The 15,434-nt window shown below is 46.7% G+C and carries 10 protein-coding genes; 1 reads left to right on the forward strand and 9 read right to left on the reverse strand.

Annotated features, from left to right (window positions below; translation table 11 throughout):
• The 9 genes from AC0LWN_RS31780 to AC0LWN_RS31820 form a co-directional block, all read right to left on the reverse strand.
• Positions 1-321, reverse strand: a 321-nt coding sequence (locus AC0LWN_RS31780; protein WP_474672469.1) for an IS110 family transposase, incomplete at its 3' end; no start/stop codon positions are given.
• Positions 322-669: 348 nt separating this feature from the next.
• Positions 670-5,691, reverse strand: a complete 5,022-nt coding sequence (locus AC0LWN_RS31785) for an AAA domain-containing protein (RefSeq protein ID WP_474672471.1) — start codon at positions 5,689-5,691, stop codon at positions 670-672.
• 912 nt (positions 5,692-6,603) lie between these two features.
• Positions 6,604-7,194: an ATPase gene (locus tag AC0LWN_RS31790; protein ID WP_474672473.1), complete on the reverse strand. Its 591-nt coding sequence runs from the start codon at positions 7,192-7,194 to the stop codon at positions 6,604-6,606.
• On the reverse strand, positions 7,187-7,363 hold the full coding sequence (locus AC0LWN_RS31795) for a hypothetical protein (protein WP_474672475.1): 177 nt from the start codon (positions 7,361-7,363) through the stop codon (positions 7,187-7,189). Before AC0LWN_RS31795 ends, AC0LWN_RS31790 begins: the two co-directional genes overlap by 8 nt.
• A 116-nt stretch (positions 7,364-7,479) precedes the next feature.
• Positions 7,480-9,360, reverse strand: a complete 1,881-nt coding sequence (locus AC0LWN_RS31800; RefSeq protein ID WP_474672477.1) for a sensor histidine kinase — start codon at positions 9,358-9,360, stop codon at positions 7,480-7,482.
• 283 nt (positions 9,361-9,643) lie between these two features.
• Positions 9,644-11,191, reverse strand: coding sequence for a helix-turn-helix domain-containing protein (locus AC0LWN_RS31805; protein WP_474672479.1), 1,548 nt, complete (start codon positions 11,189-11,191; stop codon positions 9,644-9,646).
• Positions 11,192-11,206: 15 nt separating this feature from the next.
• Positions 11,207-12,040: a carbohydrate ABC transporter permease gene (locus AC0LWN_RS31810; protein WP_458963977.1), complete on the reverse strand. Its 834-nt coding sequence runs from the start codon at positions 12,038-12,040 to the stop codon at positions 11,207-11,209.
• Positions 12,037-12,999 (reverse strand): carbohydrate ABC transporter permease, encoded by a 963-nt coding sequence (locus AC0LWN_RS31815; protein WP_474672501.1) that lies wholly within the window; start codon positions 12,997-12,999, stop codon positions 12,037-12,039. Before AC0LWN_RS31815 ends, AC0LWN_RS31810 begins: the two co-directional genes overlap by 4 nt.
• Positions 12,986-14,413, reverse strand: a complete 1,428-nt coding sequence (locus tag AC0LWN_RS31820) for an ABC transporter substrate-binding protein (RefSeq protein WP_474672481.1) — start codon at positions 14,411-14,413, stop codon at positions 12,986-12,988. Before AC0LWN_RS31820 ends, AC0LWN_RS31815 begins: the two co-directional genes overlap by 14 nt.
• A gap of 178 nt (positions 14,414-14,591) precedes the next feature.
• Between AC0LWN_RS31820 and AC0LWN_RS31825 the strand changes: the two genes are divergently transcribed.
• On the forward strand, positions 14,592-15,380 hold the full coding sequence (locus AC0LWN_RS31825) for a hypothetical protein (protein WP_474672483.1): 789 nt from the start codon (positions 14,592-14,594) through the stop codon (positions 15,378-15,380).
• The last annotated feature ends 54 nt before the right edge of the window (positions 15,381-15,434 follow it).

Raw genomic sequence — 15,434 nt, forward strand, 5'->3', positions numbered from 1 at the left:
CGGATTCACCAACACGACCTCGATCCCTTGCTGAAGCAGCCAATTCGCGAGGTTAAACCAGTAATGACCGGTGGGCTCCAGGCCGATGAGAAGGGACGTCAGTCCATACTTCATTTGAGCTTCGTTTACCCAGCGCAAAAGCTTCTCAAAGCCGTACAGCGTGTTAGAGAAAGACAGGTGACGGGGAGTGAGCGAACGTCCGCGAAAATCGGTGATCTGTGCGGCGTGTGCATCTTTAGCAATGTCGATCCCAACCACTGCATGCTGCATGGTAATTCGTTCAATGCGTTGATTCATTGTCTCGTTTCGGGTAGACTTCATAGTAAGCGCCTCCTGATGGGTTTTTAGGACTCCGATCCCTTACACCCCCATCATACGAGGCGCCCTTGTTTTTGTCTAAGTCGAAAACTTAGCGAATACAGGAATGTTTAGCTCGGCAAAATGTATCCTTTTCAGGATAATAAAGGCCTTACGGTCCATTAGGAACAGGAGGATTGATACGACACATTTGGTTTTAAGTCCTTGTGAAGTGATCAGAAAAGACGACTGAAACAGTCGTCTAGTAGAATTTCATGATGCCTAATAGTATAGGCATATCTAACTCAAATGAAAATTTTGATGTGATTACACTCCTACCAAGTCTCCTTCAGCTCCAGAAAATGCGAGATTTCACCTATCCTCCCTGTATTCGCTATACCAAGCAGCCCTCCAGCGAGTGTCATAAGTCCCCTCTTTCAAATAGGTAAACGTTACGCCGTTTTGTCTCAGAGTTGATAAATGTCTGACCAGCTTTAAATCCTCAATAACCCAGAGCATACCACCCTGGTACCTTAGATCCAGAAATTTGAGGCCTTGAGCTTCCAAATACCCCGTCAAACTAAAGACGGATGCTTTCGAAGTCTCCTGTCCCCCATCATTCCGGGAATCACTCCAGTAATGCACTTCCATCCCGGCAGCTGTTTCCATCACGGAAAGCTCCTGTTCAAAGGCAGCTTCCCTTTCTTCTTCTGCATTCCGCATTTCTTCAGTCCAATAGTAGGTCAGATTCGGCTCTAGACTAATTTCCCTAAAGAAGAATTCCACAGCGTCCTCTTCTTCTGACTGAACGACCTTTAATAGTTCTTCTATGTTCTCCGTTGGAATGGAAACTTCGGGAGTTAGCTCCTTTTCATGCTCCTGCCATTCTTGTCTAATTCGTGCCGCCCTAATTACTACTGTATCTTTAAGTGAATTTGCCTTAGATGCTCCCTCGTTCTTGCCCTTTTTCTGCAGGTGCAGCTCACGAGGAATATTCAATTCTTCTAACTTTCGGAACAATGGCAACAGTGCCCTTTCCGGCTGCCGGAAGAATTCACCTCCTCTGATCCGCACGAAGGTCCAACCCAGTCTCTCCAGTATCGCTTGCCTGTCCATATCTTCCTTCAGTTTTTCCACTGGATGCCATCTATCCCCATCGCATTCAACAGCCAGCCGTTTGCCGCCTCCTTCAATGACCAAATCAATCCGGTAGGCTCCCACTTTCCATTGGGGCAGTACTCTGTAGCCTTCCTGCAATACACGACGCATAACCCGTCGCTCGAACTCGGATTCAAGTGCAGATTCGTGCTGCTTCAAGGCTTCATCAGCAGCATAAGGATTCCGGATATACTCAATTAATCGTTTCCGCAGATCCCCTTCTTTAAGCTGAGTTGAGGTATCGAGCGAATGAACCAGCCACAACTGGTCACGGGCTCGACTGACGGCAACATTATAGCGTTTTTTCGTTCGATTTCCAGGATCTGAAATAAGACGTAGGGGCACAGATTCTTCTGATGCATCAACCATAGACAGAAAAATAACGTCTCGTTCATCACCTTGGAACTGAGCTGAATTACCGCAGCGTATTTTTCGCCTCTTGTATTCCGTTGCGGGTATATACTTTTGTAAATATTGGTCAATAAAAATAGCTTGCTCTTCCCCAAGCAGGGTAATTACCCCAAAGGTAGCGTTTTTATACTCTTCCTGCTCAATAGCGGAGAGTATAAGCGAAGCGACAGCCTCTGCTTCTGCCTCATTACGTTTGTTTTCCCTGCTTCCTTTCTCTACGCGGTACTCAATAGTGTAAGGCTTCGTTTCCACCCCACTTGCATCTCTAAGTGGTAGAATTGAACCATTATAGGACAAGCTGTTACTGAATTGGATAATCGGTTCTACACAGCGAAAATGTTCCCTAAGCTGAGTCATTCCCGCAAAGGAGGTTTTGGCCAGATCATAAATAGAAGTACTCCCATCATACAGAGCAGCATTTGGGATATCTTCCAGATAGGTCTCCATCAACCTTCTCGTTTCTTCCATCCGCTGTCCTATTGCCTCAGGACTTACTTGTTCATCATCACCCACAACCACAATTTGTGTACCTAAATAAAGCGCCGTCAGTGCCATAATATCCGCCTGGCTGGCTTCATCCACAATAACTACATCAAAGTGGTTCTCGGAAGGATTGAAACTGTCCACCACTCTGTAAGTAGGCATTATCCAAACCGGAACAGCAGTCTGGCAGATTGGCATAAGCTTACGAGCCTCAGCAAGAAGATGGGGTGCCGATTTTCCGGTCCGCTTCCCTGCTTTTTTCATTAAAAGCTTCCAACCATGGAGAGCATTTTGCTGCTTAAGTGTAGTCTTCCGGGCGAGCGCGAGCCAAGACTTTTTCTCGACCAGTTGGAGAGTAACGGCTTTAAATTGTTTGCGAATTTCCGCTAATTCTTCTTGGAGCGATTGAGTAGAGATAGCCGCTCTTTGATCTAGTTCCATGTCTAATTGTTTAAGCAGCCAGCTCTCTTTAGCATCACTTGGAGCCTGGATTTCACCATGAACTCCTTGTCTAAACCTGACCGCCTGCACCCAATCGGGAGCACTTTCCTCTAACCGCTGCAACCATTCTTGTCTCTGCTGAATTAAAGTACTTTTTCTCCATAATTGCTCTAAGGCACGATAAGCTTGTTCATACATTTGCTGATTGAGCTTCACAATGCTTTCATATAGTCGATTAGATAACATCGAACGGGAATCTGCGAGAGATTGAACCGTTTGCCCCAATTCCTGGATACGATGATCGACTATCTTCCATCTCTCTGCATGAATATATGAATCTACGATTTCTGGAAGCTCTAGTTCTATCAATTGCTGAAGATGAAGCCACTCGGCATGCTTGCCTATTGGGAGCGACCTGGATTTAAACAGATTGCTCCATTCAAGCCCTTCTTTTTCCAAAAGCTCTATCAGAGGATTCAAGCTTGATTGTCTCCAGTCCAACAGGCCACGGATTTCCGTCTGAATATTCTCCAAATACTCTTCAGGTTGCGACCCGAATTCGGTAAGATCATAACCGCCTCTATCGGTAACCTGTCGTTTCCAGCGAGTTATCGATTTAGTACGTTGGTTTTGGTAAGCAATGACCGCCAACAGAGCATCAAGATAAGCAACATCCAACTCTTTACCGGACGGTAATATGAGTTCACATACCTTTTTCCACTGTCGTTTAAGCAATAGTTGAAACGAATTTAGTTTCCCTCCACTTTCTAAGTGCTGCTTTATTTCATTCAGAACAGGGAGTAGAGGCTGCAAATCACTATCGTTCAAATGTTCAAATCCATATTTGTATCTGGCTGATCTTGCTGTACGGTATAACACTAACCAGTCCTCTACCTCAGTCAGCAATTCAAACCAGTCGTTCCTTTCATTCTCCTTGGCAAAGATTAATTCCAGCTTCCAATCGTCTTGGTTGCTTATGAGCATCGTTTGACGCAGTTGCACAAGGACAGTATGCAGCTTATTCGGCTGTACTTCCATGTTAGTTGTTGTCCAGTAAGGCAGATGTTTATTTTTATCTGTATTTGACAGCTTCTGATGTTCTTGGATAAGTAGATTAAATTCTTCAGGGGTAATGAGCATTTCTGTTTTAATAGACAGGTATTGGAATTCACTCTCGTCCTCTGTAGTAATCTCTCCTGAGCTGATATATAGGCTATTCAATTCGGAAGGAGTAAGTGGAAGCGCATGGCCTGCGACAATCCTCCCGGGAATTAAATCCAGCGTTTCCTGTCCTGCAGAGATCATTTTCGCCGCTTTGGAAGGATCATATTCAGAACCCCATAATACAATCGGCCGATAGTCGCTCTCTCTGGAGATTCGTAAACTATGGTTAATTGCTTTGATCTGCTCCAAAATAGAATTGCGTTTGGCGGCCAGCACCGCTATGTCTTGTTCCGTCTGCTCCAACGACATCGAGCTCAATGTCGATGTAATGATGTCAATGGAGTTCTCCAGTTGCTTCTGTCCGCTGACATCATCCAATACACTAACGCACAGGTTTTGAAGCGGGCCAGCTACTTTATCCCGAAGAACGCTCAGTGCTCTGGAGGTATGGCTGGTTACGAGCACACTTTTTCCTTCAGCCAGAAAATGACCGAGCAGGTTGGCAATGGTATGTGTCTTCCCTGTACCCGGCGGCCCCTGTACCAGAACTGAACCAAACCGTCCCAGCTTCAGCGCAATATCCAATTGCTCCGAGTTTGCCTCCTTGGTGAATAAGATCTCCTCGTTCTCTCCATTAACATTCAGATTAGAATAAGAGAAAGCATTTTCACCCTGGGGTGCAGTTCCAACATCAATTCCCGTAACTCTGGATATTGCCTGTGGTAGATCTTCTCTTTCATTCAAATCCTTAATAATTTCTTCAATCGCATGATCGAAACCGGCGGTACGCTTGCGAAGAAAAATCACAGGTTCTCTCCGAATGTACACTGCCTTCTTCTCCTGAATAAAAGCTGCTGCTTCACTTCCATAAGGCACAAAGACCGCTTTAGCAGACAAGTAGCTTGACACCTTTTTCAAATAATTATCCGTCCGATCATATCCCAGAGGTGAACAAGGCACCTCCAATAAATCATCAGTACATTTTTTTATGGATTGTGAACTAACCTCTAGCGTATCCCTGAATAAGGCACTATGAAACTTAGGCTCTTCTTCAGAAGTAACAATAGTGAATTCGGGTATATCGGGATTAAATAACAATTGTACTTTCTGTATCAGAACCGGGTGGTGAATGGTCTCCGGCTGGAGCTCCCAATCTAATATCCCATCACCAATCATCAGCTCCACAGAATCTCTTTCTCGATCAATCCATGAATAGAGCTTGTACAAATCCTCAAATAGCTTAATAGTTCGTCGTACCGGCCATTCACTCTTTGTCCACACATCACGTTCCTCAATCCATTTCTCCCAGATTTGCACTCTTTCTTCATCCTGATCGAAATGCTCCTGATATGCTTCATATCCCTCGGAGTCCTCTTGCTCACGGTAGCTTACTAGACTTTCAACTCTATCCGGTTGTGTCTGAATTTTCTCCCAATCCGGTTTCAGCCAGCGCTTCAGTAACTCAGGTGGCTTCGGGCAAGGGGTTGGATCAGGTCTCCTAACCGTTAGCAGAACATCAGAAATCAGCTCCTCTGTACGCTCAGAAGGGCTTGTTTCACCAATAAAATCACAGATAACATTAGGGTTAACCGGTAAATCTGAAAAAGATAGCGACCATAAATGTCCGGAAATCCTTTTGATTACCGGCTGTTTCAGTTGATGCATAGCCTGCAGATAGGAAAACACTTGAATAAGCTTCTGTTTAGCAGTGCTGCGCTGATTCTCGCTGGTTTCCATAAAAGTCCTTCCTTCTTCCTTTTGCGACAAAAGTCCTGATTATGAACCTATTATAATATAAATTAATGTATTAAAATACCAATCAATTAGTCAATCCTTTCGAATCAACCCTACAACTTTACTAAGTGGTATTATCGGATCATGATACACAATAAAAGATTTAGAAAACCGGTCAAGGTAGAATTTCTCATGCAACTTTGGTGTGAGAATGATTAGCTTGCTCTGAAGCTCCCCCCATAAAAATCGAATACTTTCAGCTTGCGCTGCTCATCCAGAGCGCTGTCGAATTCGTCTGATCCTGCGCAAAGGACAGATCCTTTAAGGCATATCCTCATCTCTTCCTGACGTCCCAGCTCTACATAATTCTAAAGGTAAAGAAATAAACGTTAACCCTTCCGGTATTGTATACGTTCAGCAGTTATTCCATCCCGATGAAAGCGTGGATCCTTCATAATCCATCCCTCATTCAGCCATTCGAAAGCCTGAGATTCATACTCGAGAATTGCCCTCTTGCCAGGTTATAGAGCTGTCCGGAATACCGCCTGCTTACAGCAAATGAGCATCCTGTTTTACCGAGATTATCCCCATCTTGCGTAGGGTACGCGCTGTCCACTTGACGATGACAAGATCCAAAACACCAGACTTAGACGTATCCAAACCAGTGAACTCCAATTTTTCGCCGCTTTTCGAATTAAATTGTCATCCACAGTGATTAAATCCCTCACATTATTCATTTCACCAAAACATATTTACAGTTACATACATTATAGCAAAAAATAAACAATCGATAGTAGAATCTTATTTTTACAGTATACTTAATCAATGATTCTATAGCTTGTCAGGGACCGTACGTTTGTCAATAAAAACAAAAAACCTGATTCCTCCATGTGTTAAACACATGGAGGAATCAGGTTATATGCCATTCAACTGATTTTGAATAGGATTGACCCAAGCCGGTAAGTTGGGGTGTTGATACTTTAGTTTACCATTATTGGATTCAAGAACGATCTGTCCATCTAAAGCACTGTTATCAATAACAATTAAGTCATTCAACAGATCTAAATGCTCAAGCAGATTCTGCATAGATGATTCATGACGATGCAAAATATCCTTGGTAGGAATATGATGTCCTCCATTACGAACCCGGCTGGCAACACGCTCAATATTCAAATTCGGATCTCCGAGGCCAACATAAAACATTGTAATTTCAAACTGCTTAAGTTTGGCTTCCTTCATGAGGCGAATCGCGTATCCACCGGACAAGGTCGTTTCAACCGAAAAATCCCGGTGATTGTTTATGCACTCACGAGCTAAATGGATGGCTTCTTTCCCGGCGGATACCCGTGCCGTTTCAGGTTGTATAGGATTGATCCGCCGGGCTAAGGCATCTGGATCAATATTGACACTGACCCCTATTCGATCAATGATCAAATTTCGAATTGTACTTTTACCACTGCCATTGTTACCTGCAAAAACAAACATCGTTGCTTTCGGTTCAGACATATCCCGGCTTACCTTCCGCTAGAATTTCTTGGATTCCATCAGAATGTTCTTTTACTAATTTGCCCATCTTGTCTTTATAGACAACATAAGTTCCGTTTGCCTTCGCGTCCAGCTTTGCACGCTCTCCCGTTAACTTAATGAGCTTCCTTAAATCATTGTTGGCTTCCATACTTGAACACCTCATTTCTTTCAGAATACCATTATAAAAGGATATTTGCACTTATACGAGTTCTCATCAAGCCCTTATCTATTATACAGCCAAAAAACACTAAGCTAAAAGGCAGGTTATTTGGAGAATAGGTAGGAATCATACGGGCCTAAAAAAGGAATCACTACAGTCACAACCGTTCCCGCCCCGATCTCTGATTGAATCTGCAGCTCCGCCATATCGCCGTACATCAATTTCAGGCGCTTTTTGATATTTCTCAGCCCAATGCCTCCGGCATCATGGATCAGCAGAGCTTCGATGTGCGCTTTGGACATCCCGACTCCGTTATCCGAGACCGAGAAATACAGCCGCTCCCCGGCTTTTCGCCCGGAAATCATAATCTGTCCGTCATTCTCAACCGCCTCCATGCTATGGATAATTGCATTCTCAACAATAGGCTGCAGGAATAGCTTGGGAACAACGGTCCCGGGAGGCATATCCTCCACATCATATTGGATCTGCAAAACTCCAGCATAACGTTTCTCCATAATATGCGTGTAGCTCTTCAGCCAGTTCAGATCATCCTCCAGCAGCACATCCTCCTGTCCGTTGTTGACGGTGTACTGGAGCATGGTGGAGAGGCTGACAATCATTTGACTGATTTCATTTTCGTCCCGCTCCAGAGCCATCCAATTGATGATGTTAAGCGTGTTGTAGAGGAAGTGGGGATTTAGCTGGAGGTTGAGCGCCAGCATCTCTGCTTCTTTTTCGCGTCTGGTGCTTTTGTAATTTTCCTCTATCAGCTCAAGAATCCGCTCATTCATCTGATTGTAACGCTTGACGAGAATGCGAAATTCCAATTGCGACTGGTCGGGAAGCTTGGTGGAAAAGTCACCGGCTCCGGTTAATTGAATCGCCGCCATGATCTTTTTGATCGGCCTCGTCAGGTGGCTGGAAATCACATAAGAAATGGCGACCGACAACAGAAGCAGCACCAGCGTAACCAACAGATCTGTATAGCTGACGGTGGGCAGGTTGCGGAGCAACTGGCGGTATGGAACAACGTATACGGTTACCCAGCCGGTAATGGCGGAAGAAGCATAACCAATCAATACATCCTCCTTGCCCGCCTTGACGAGTGAAGTGCCGGAAGCAGACTTAAATTGATGCTGATGCCACATGTTCTCATCCGTCATGCCGAGCAATGAGTTGTCCGGGTGGGTCACGATCTGCCCCTCCCTGGATACGACATAGAAATAGGACCCCTGCACTGCAGCCGTCGGGGCCATAAATTGCCGGTAATACTCCTCGTTAAAATTAATCAGCAATACAGGCCGCTCCACCTCCTGAGGCCAGCTTCGACTCATGCCGTCTATAATCGGAGAGATATTGAGCAGCCGTCCTGTAGAGAAAACCATACGGAATCTGGTGTCCATTCCGCCAAGCTCCGGCTGGCCGAATATTCTTGTCCAGTCGTATGTGGGGAACCACAGCAGGCTTCCATTTGCCTCCACTATCTTTTGGTAAATATAGGAGTGTGAGAACCCGAGCGGGGGGACAGATACAAAGAGAGAATTGGTAGTGTACGCCGGAGCCCCTCCTCCGAAGCTATAGTAGCTGGTAACGAGCTGTACCGTATAGAAATCCTGCTCATTGCGGAAGTACTTGTTCAGAATTTCCGTGGCCTTGCGGTCCATTTTCAACAGTTCATAATCACTTTGCGGCCGCTGCCGGTTAAACAGAGTGAACAAATCCGGGTCGGAAATGAGGTCGATGGTTCTGGATTCGATATTGTTCAGCATCAGGTCGCTGATCTCGGTTTTCTTCCTTACGATCTCCAGGATGCTGTCTTCAGCGTTGCTGACAATGATGTTTGAGCTTGTCTTATAGTTGATAACGGCGTTAGTCACCGAAGGAATCGAAATCAGCAGGACAAAACAGAGAATCAGCTTTGTTCTCAGCTTCATGTTTTTCCACGAATTACGCACTGCACTGTTCAATAATCGGTATCCGGCCATAATTCCTCCTAAGGAAGCCCGGAAAGGCAAGGTCACTAATGGACACTTCCTTCCAGGCTCTGTATATCCGTCCGAGCAGATTATATAAGTTGAACTTTAGATTTTCATATTGGGGTTTGGTCGTAACTGCGGGGAATGTTTGGACTTCCGGCCGCTGTTGTCTGCAGATTTCTTGATTGTTACCGCTCTTCGCGGTTGAAATCCGCAGACAAAGGCGGACGCGTTCGCTCCTCCAGTTCCAAACTTCCCCTCCGCACTCCTACCTTTTTTATGATTTTTTAGTTCAACTGATATTGCTTTCACTCCTGCTTCGGCTCAAGGAGCGGTATTCTTCGGGCGTGAGGCCTGTTTCTTTCTTGAATACACGGTTGAAGTACTTCACATCATGATACCCAAGCTGTTCAGCGACCCGGTACACCTTCGCATTTGAACCTCTCAGCAATTCTTTGGCTTTCAGCAGCCTGAGTCTGGTCACATATTGATTGAAGGTCATATGGAGCCGGCTTTTGAAATACTGGCAGAAATAACTGGAGCTGAAATGAAACATGGCCGCAACCGTTTCCTGGGACAGGTCTTCCATGTAGTGGCTGTCGATATAATCAAGACACCGGGACATTACGCCATCCTTCCGTTCCCGCTTTGCTTCTGCCACACTGCGGGCGATCTTCTCCAAAAGCCCGGTAGCGGACGCAATCAGCTCCGGGTAGCTGCTTATGCCATCTGCGAAGCAGGAAGCCTGCTGCAGCAGACTTCCCCTCACATCCTCCCGTAAGCCCTCCAGGTCATAGATCACCTGGAACAGAAGCTGCCTGACTTCCCGCAGCAGCTCCTCCGGCATTGGCGGGGCCGCTTCTCCCAGCATTCGGGAGACCGCTCCCTCTGCTGCGGATTCAAGCCCGGCAATTCCATCCCAGCAAGCGACCGCTTCGCATAACATGCCTGCAATCCGCGAGTCGGAGGCCAGCAGCCGCCCGGCATCCAGTCCGCCTTCCGCAGCCCAATATACCCGCTGCTCACCCGGCTGTGCATAGAAGCGGCGCTTGGCCGCATACCGGGCTTCGGCATAAGCTCTCGCGGCATCTGCAATCAAATGCTCTGAAGGGGTGCTGATCCCCACGGTCAGCCCAAGCTGCGCAAGCCTCTGAAGCATAGCTCCGTCAGGTTGTACACTGCTCGCCACAACCAGCAGGCCCTGTTCAAGGCGGGAGGCAAATCCCGTACTCAGACCATACGGGCGCAAGAAATTCATAACCTCATCGGTTGAAATTCCCCCTTCCGTACAGACCACCAGCAGGCTACCGCTGCCGCCGAATCCGAGGATACTTTGGATTTCCGCTTTGTCATCTGCCGTAAGGTGATCTCCTTCGAGCCATCTGTTCAGGAGCCGATGACGGTATGCCGGCTCCACAGCATCCAGTCTGACCGCAAGCCGCTCATATTTCTGCAGGGTGGCGTACTCTTGCTCCAGACTTTTTTCCGTCTTCTCCAGCACCGAAATGAACTTGAGCGGATCAAGCGGCTTCAGCATATATTCGAAGGAACCGAGACTCATCGCCTTTTGCGCATATTCGAAATGGCTGTACCCGCTTAAATAAATGACCCGTCGCGGAGTGGACTGGGGAGCAAGCTGCTCCAGGAAATGCAGTCCGTCCATGAGCGGCATCCTGATGTCGGTGATGATGATCTGGAAGCTGCGGGTGCTGCATTTATCGGCAGCCTCCCGGCCATTCCTTGCTGTGACAATGCCGTATTCCGGGCGCAAGCGGCGCAGCATACCGGACAGCCCGGACAGGTGCGCCGGTTCATCATCCACCAGCAAAATATCGTACAAGCTGCTCACCCCTTATCAGCCTTTGATCCCGGTCATCGCAATACCTTCAATGAAATGCCGCTGCGCAATCAGAAAAATTACCAGCGAAGGGATAACAATTACCGTCGTCGCCGCCATCATCAGATTCCACTGGGCCGAATAGGAGCCTTGGAATAACGTCAGTCCCTGCATTAACGTGTAATTTTTCTCGGAAGTGATAAACGCCAGCGGACCCAGATAATCATTCCAATTTGCCAAAAAAGTCAGCAGGCCAATCACAATCATCGCCTGTTTCGCAAGCGGAACTATAATCCTCCAATAAATCCGAATATGTCCGGCTCCGTCCACCTTGGCCGCTTCGTCAAGCTCGCGCGGAATGCCCAGGAAGAACTGCCTCAGCAGAAAAATATTGAACACCCCTCCGCCGAACCATGCGGGTGCTACCAGCGGAACGAAGGTATCCGTCAAGTGGAGCGCGTTCCAGAACACATATTGCGGAATCATGACTACGAAGAAGGGAATCATTAGTCCGGTCAAAATAACCCCGAACACCTTGTCTCGCCCTTTCCAGTCAATACGTGAAAAGCTGTAGGCACATAATGAGCTGGAGAGCAGCACGCCCACGATAGCAAGTGACGTAATCACTACACTGTTGACAAAGAAACGGCCAAACGGGTAGGCGTCCAGCGCCGTGCGGAAATTATCCCAGTTGAATACCTTCGGAATCAGTCCCGGCGGAATCTGATACAGTTCCCCCATATCAATCAGTGACGTACGAACCATCCAAAAGATAGGAAACAGGCAAAACAAGCTCCCCAAAACAAGCAGCAGATATATGACGATTTTGCTAATCAACGATTGCCGTTTCACTGCCGTTCCCCCTTTCCTTCGTAATAAACCAACGATTTGGAGAAGAAGAAGATCAGAGCTGTAAACAGCGCAATCACCAGAAATAGCAGCACGGAAATCGCACTGGCACTGCCCATCCGGGAGGACTTGAACCCTTCATTGAACAGGTACAGCACATAAAAAAGGCTTTTATTATTCGGCCCGCCCTGAGTCATTACCGAAGGCTGGACGAAAGCCTGAAACCCGTTGATAAACGCAATAACCGTGTTGAAAAAGATAATCGAAGAAGTCATTGGAATGGTAATATAAATCAGCTTATGCAGCCGGTTGCCGCCGTCGATCTCGATCGCTTCATACAACTGGGAAGGGATTCCCTGAAGCCCGGCCAGAAAAATCACGATGGTATTTCCCAGTGTCCAGAAGCTGAACAGGATCAAGGTCGGAACTACCGAGCCTGTGTCTCCCAGCCATTGTGAAGTGGGCAGGTGCAGCCGCTCCAGCAAGTAATTAACGATGCCGAAATCCGGCTGCAGCAGCCACATCCACACCATTGAAGAAGCGGCTAACGGAATAATGACCGGCAGATAGAACACTCCGCGGAAAAAAGCTCTGCCCACAATTTTCTGATTCAGCAGCAGCGCAGCAAAAAAGGAGATTGCAATGCCCAGCGGCACACTGACAAAAACATAGTAGAAGGTGGCCTTGACCGCAGGATAAAAGAAAGGATCAGCACCGGTAAAAAGTGTCTTATAATTGTCGATGCCAATCCATTCCGGCACCATCCCTACACTATAGTTGGTAAAGCTGAGATATATGCTTGCGGCAATCGGAACAAGCACGAACAGCAGGTATCCCGCCAGTAGCGGCGAAGCAAACAGAAGGCCGTAACGCAGCTCCTTGGCCGCCCGCTGCCTGCTGCCGGAGCGCCTGAGGGGCTTACGGGTCTGCGCCGAATTCGTTATTGGATCAAGGAGTGACATCATAGCGTCCTTTGATTTCCGGCTGGATCTTCGGCTCCAGCTCCTTCATCGCTTCCAGGGCGGTTTTCCGGCCAAGCCACACCTCATCCATGCCGGAGAAAGTAATCGCATTGACTTTGGAGAAATTTTTAATGTAGTATGAGCCATTTGGAACTCCGTTCTTCAGCAGATTGTTCATCATCGCATCCTTGAAGCCGGAGGGGTGAGCCGGATTATTCTCTGCCCACTTCGCCACAAGCGCAGGATCGGTATACCATTTGGTCATCGTAGGCATCCACAATCCGCCTTTATACAGATCAATGGCGCCTTCCGGGTTCTCCAGAAATTTCGTCAGCAGCCAGGCTTCCTTAAGATGCTTGCTTGACTTATAAATGACGGAAGCCCCGCTGATGCCCATAGGAACGCTGCGTTTCATCTTCGGAAGCACACCTATGTCATAGTTGACTTTTGCCGCACCGAGATCGAGATTGATCCATTGCCCGTGCATCGACATGGCTGCCAGCTTCGATTGCAGCGCAACCGCCTGGGAAGGGATGGATTTCATCTGCACCGGCGAAGGAGCTACATGATGCACATTGATCAAATCCGCCAGGCGCTGGATCGCTTCCGCTGCTTCCGGCTGGCTGAACCCGAATTTGCCGTCTTTGGTCACCCATTCCCCTTCATTGTTAATGACTGTCGCATGGACAGGTCCATGCCAGGTCTCGAAGGAAACACCATATTGCTTAATATTATTCGGGTCAAAACCGGGATCGCTGGCATTTTTCCCATTCTTATCGAGAGTCAGCTTCTTCGCCACTTCAACAAATTCATCCCAGCTCCAGGCCTGTTCCGGCTTGGCTGGGGGATAATCCACCTTGGCTGCATCGAAGAGGTCCTTGTTGTAGAATAAACCGAAGGTCTCACCCGCCGTACTGATTCCATAGGCAAAATCCTCCGAGGACTTGAACCAGATATAATCCAGAAAATCACTGCGCTTCAGCTCTTTATCGTTATCCAGCAGCTCGAACATATTGACGAACTTGCCGTCCTTCTGCCACGGGTCTGCCAGCTCGCCATGCATATACCCCAGATCCGGCGCTTCATTGCCGGCCACCATAGCTGTAATCTTGGCATCATAATCCGCCTCCGGGATATGGATCGCATCCACTTTAATGTTCGGGTATTTGTCCGTAAAAGCTTTGGTTGCCTTCTCAATCGCCGCCTTCTCCTGCGGACTGCCCCAGAACGTAAATTTCAGCGTTACAGGCTCCTGTGATTGTTCTGCGCCTCCTTGATCGCTTCCCGTTTTTGCCGGTTCGGCCTCTTTATTGCCACCGGAGTTTGAACACCCCGCCAGCAGAGTTCCCACCAGCAAAATGCCTGTTAACAGCCAATATCGTGCTTTTCCCTGCCCTTTTGCTTTGCGCTTCATCATAACCCTCCCTAAAAGGTTTGTAGTATTCGGTTCCTGCTTTCATCATAGGGAATGCGCTTACAAACATAAATTCCAAATTTTTAATAATGGTGGATTATTTTATTGTATACAAATAGAGGGTTACACTTAAGAGTAAGGAACTTTATATTAAATTAAATCAAGGAGGCTTCGTTAAATGAAAAAGAAATGTTATTTTTCTTTTTTCCTCATATTTAATTTGTTGTTATTCAACTTTAACAGCTTCATCTTTGCTGATTCATTTGCGCCGGCTCCGAGTGACCAGATTAAAGCAGCTATACAAAATGAATTCAAATTGAAGTATATGGATTCGTTGAGTGCAGTGAAATCAGAATACGGGCTCGAAGAAAAAGATAACTTTGAGAATGCACAATTAAGTTCAGGAACGGCTTATTACAAAATATCTGATGATGCTAATAGCAGCGAGTTAGTTTTTGCAGGTTATATTTTTTCCATAAAACTGAATAACGTAGCTGTTGGAACAATTTATGCAAACAATGATTCAGGTTCGTGGGAGATATTCAACATTTCGAATAATGTGAATTATGAGCAGCCATTGTTAGCCTCACAATCCTCCCTTAAAGACGGAGAAGATGTGAAACTAGTTAGTGATGTTAGATATGGTATAAATGTTTTGTACATCAACGGGATAACAGGGGAACGAATAATAGATCTGAACAGCAGCAACGCTAAATCAAGTAGCCTCCGCGCAGAGAATACAATATCGAAATTAGTTTTTGATGAAAAAATAAAAAGCATTAAGGAAAAACGGGCTGCTTCGCCTGCTAAAGGCGGCCTCCTGCAAATGGGGTCGGGTCAAGTTGATTTCACTAAATCCGAGGATTCCTCTAACAACAACCTTCCAGTAATTTTATTGATTTGTGGTGTTATCTTAATGATCCCTGTCTTATTTATCTTAAGAAAAAAGGAAGATGCCCGATCCTAGAGACCTGCATCCTCCTTCATTACGTTAAGCCTACAATCCTGAGTCTATATAAGT

Source organism: Paenibacillus sp. sgz302115 (assembly GCF_056120445.1).